The 3,392-nt window shown below is 71.0% G+C and carries 2 protein-coding genes and 1 pseudogene; 1 reads left to right on the forward strand and 2 read right to left on the reverse strand.

Features of this window, described 5'->3' with window-relative positions:
- Both eno and KUTG_RS22385 read right to left on the reverse strand, forming a co-directional pair.
- Positions 1-418 (reverse strand): annotated as a pseudogene (gene eno, locus KUTG_RS22380) (phosphopyruvate hydratase); the annotation flags it as partial.
- Positions 419-521: 103 nt separating this feature from the next.
- Complete coding sequence (locus KUTG_RS22385) at positions 522-2,774, reverse strand: HelD family protein (protein WP_043719303.1); 2,253 nt, start codon at positions 2,772-2,774, stop codon at positions 522-524.
- A 174-nt stretch (positions 2,775-2,948) separates the two neighbouring features.
- Here KUTG_RS22385 and KUTG_RS22390 point away from each other — a divergent pair, with 174 nt between their 5' ends.
- A complete protein-coding gene (locus tag KUTG_RS22390) occupies positions 2,949-3,341 on the forward strand; it encodes a tetratricopeptide repeat protein (protein WP_052396645.1) in 393 nt (130 codons plus the stop codon).
- Positions 3,342-3,392: the final 51 nt, after the last annotated feature.

Raw genomic sequence — 3,392 nt, forward strand, 5'->3', positions numbered from 1 at the left:
GCGCGTTGGGGCCGCCCAGGTAGCGGAACAGCTCCAGCCCGCTGGACTCGGCGGCGGCCTTGGCCACCGCCAGCGAGACGCCGAGGATGGCGTTCGCGCCCAGGCGCCCCTTGTCGGGGGTGCCGTCCAGGTCGACCAGCTTCTGGTCGACCACCCGCTGCTCGACGGCCTCGATGCCGACCAGCTCGGGGCCGATCTCGTCGAGGACGGCGGTGACGGCCTTCTCCACGCCCTTGCCGTTGTACCGGGTCGTGTCGCCGTCACGCAGCTCGACGGCCTCGTGCTCACCGGTCGACGCGCCGGAGGGCACCGCGGCCCTGGCCAGCGTGCCGTCGTCCAGCGCGACCTCTACCTCGACGGTCGGGTTGCCTCGCGAGTCCAGGATCTCGCGCGCGCCGACCTGCTCGATGACCGCCACAACAGCTCCTATCCAGCGTTCAGGGGCTCATCCCACAACCAGCCTAGCCGGGTGGACAGATCACCCGGAGGCGGCACGCTCGCGTGCCGAAACGAGAGCGTAATCATTCTGAATCGAGGGAGAAAGGGGTCAGCTTCGCGAGCACCGCCGGGAGTTGTCCGGTATGCAGCACGCCGAGGCGCTTGGTCGCCCTGGTCATGGCCACGTACAGGTCGTTCGCGCCCCGCGGCGACTCGGTCAACATCAACTCCGGTTCGACCAGCAGCACCGAGTCGAACTCGAGACCCTTGGCCTGTCCGACGGTCAGCACCACCACCGGGCTCTCCAGGTCGTCGCCGCCGGCCGCGAACGCGCCGGCCAGCGAGCGCGGCACCAGCACCGCGAGGCGGCCGTCGTCCAGCCGCTTCTCCTCCCGCGCCACGGCGCGGGGCACGGCCTCGGCCAGGTCGTCGACTTTTTCGTGCCACGGCGGCAGTCCCGAGTCACGGATCGAGCAAAACGGAACGGCGTCCGGGTCGAGGCTGGCCAGCACGTCGGTGGCCACGGCCATGATCTCGGCCGGGGTCCGGTAGTTCACGGTGAGTTCGGCCAGCCGCCACCGGTTGGCCACGTACGGGCTGAGCGCCTGACCCCAAGACGTGGCGCCGGCCAGGTCGCCGGTCTGCGCGATGTCGCCGACCACGGTCATGGAACGGCTGGGGCAGCGGCGCATCAGCACCCGCCACACCATCTCCGACAGCTCCTGCGCCTCGTCCACGATCACGTGACCGAAGGTCCAGGTGCGGTCGTCGGCGGCGCGCTCGGCGGCGGTCAGGTAGTCGCTCTGGGCGACGCGGGCGACCAGGGCGTCGGCGTTCAGCATGTCCACGGCCATCAGGACATCGGGGTCGGACTCGTCCTGGAGGTCCAGGATGTCCAGGACGCCCTGGGCGTAGGCGAGGTCCTGCCGGCGCTTGGCCGCGGCCGCCGCCTTGAGGGCGCGGTCGTCCTCGCCCAGCAGCTCGGCGGCCTCGTCCAGCAGCGGCGCGTCGGCCGGCGTCCACTCGGCGCCGGGCTCGCGGCGCAGCAGCTGGCGCTCCCGCTGGCTGAGCCCGCGGCCGGCGGCGTTGATCCGCTTCTCGGACGCGTACAGGTCGGTCAGCAGCTGCTCGGGCGTGAGGATCGGCCACAGCTTGTCGATCGCCGCCATCACCCGCTCGTCCTCGCGCAGCTCGGACCGGATGTCGCTGACGTCGTCGGCGTCAAGGAACTGCGAGCCGAGCCGGTTGGCCACCAGCCGGGCCAGCGCGCCGATGATCTCCCGCTCGAAGACGGGGCGGGCCGCGTTGTGCGGGCGGCGCGAGCGCCGGGCCCGACCGCGGGCGTCGGCCACGGTCTTGCGGTCCAGCACCAACGTGTCGCGCTCGTGCGGGATCTCGATGCCGTCCCGCGGCACCCACTGCCGGTCCCGCACCGCCGCCGCGAGCACCTCGGCCATGACCAGGCGGCCCTTGACCGCGCTGACCTCGACCGGCTCGGCGCCGACGGCCTTGAGCCCCGGGTAGAGCTCGCCGACGGTGTTGAGCAGCACGCCGGTCTCGCCCAGCGACGGCAGGACCTGGCTGATGTAGTTGAGGAAGGTGGAGTTGGGGCCGACCACCAGCACGCCGCGCTTCTCCAGCTGGCGGCGGTGGGTGTAGAGCAGATAGGCGGCGCGGTGCAGGGCCACCGCCGTCTTGCCGGTGCCGGGTCCGCCCTGCACGACCAGCACGCCGTTGAGCTCGGACCGGATGATCCGGTCCTGCTCGGCCTGGATGGTGGCGACGATGTCGCTCATCCGGCCGGTGCGGCTGGCGCCCACCGCGGCCAGCAGCGTCGCCTCGCCGACCAGGCCCTCGTTGCGGCCGGGCACGGCCTGGGCCAGGTCAAGGACCTCGTCGTCCAGGCCGACCACGTTGCGACGGCGGGTGCGGATGTGCCGGCGGCGGGTCACGCCGTCGGGCGACGCGGCGGTGGCGAGGTAGAAGGGGCGGGCCGCGGGGGCGCGCCAGTCCATCAGCAGCGGTTCGTAGTCACCCTCGGTGCGGAAGATGCCGATTCGCCCGATGTGCTGAAGTTCGCCGTTCTCGAAATCGAGCCGCCCGAAACAGAGGCCGTTCTCGACCGCGCTGTACTGGGCGAGATCGCTCGAGTGCATTGCCGTCGCCGTGTCACGCTCGGAACGGGCCTGCGGCGTGCCGCCCGTCTCCAGCAGCACGCGGGCCAGCCGGCGCGACGTCTGTTCCCGGAGGTCGTCGAGCCGGCCGTAGAGCATGGCGACGTATTCCTGCTCTCGGTCGATTTCCTGACTGTCCGGAATACTCGCAGGGCTTGACAACTGACCTCACTCACCGTTATATTCTGGCGCAGACACGTTTTTTCGTGGCCTTGAGCTGTGCGTTCTGACCGGTAAATCTATCAAACTGCTGGTCGTGCGCGCCACCTGTCTCCGGCGATGTCCCCGGATGGTCCATCGAAGTCACCCGCGATCTTGCGTACTGTGGGGACGACCATGAGCGACAGCACCTTCGAGGCGTTCCGCAGAGCCGAGGCGCTGGTGTCGAACGGCCGTCCGCTGGACGCGCTGCGCGAACTGCGTCCGGTGGTCGAGGCCGAGCCGGACCTGCCGAGCGTCATCCAGCTCGCGGGCCGCGCCTACCTCAACTCCGCCCAGTTCAGACGGGCCGAAGAGGCCTTCACCCGACTCGTCGAGATGGATCCCAGCGACCACTACTCGCTGTTCGCGCTGGGCAAGACCCTGCAGCGGCAGGGCCGGTTCGCCGAGGCCATCACCAAGCTCCGGCTGGCCGTGGCGATGTACCCGCTGCCCGAGTACCAGGAGGCCCTCGGCGAGGTCAGCGCCCGCCTGTCGCTGGGCCGCGGCGACGCCCAGGCCGGCAACTGAGTCTTTGGCGCGCGTTCCGCGCGCGGCGGGGCCGCCCACGAGGCCGGTGTC

Origin of the sequence: Kutzneria sp. 744 (genome assembly GCF_000568255.1) — a bacterium.
Taxonomy (GTDB): Bacteria; Actinomycetota; Actinomycetes; order Mycobacteriales; family Pseudonocardiaceae; genus Kutzneria.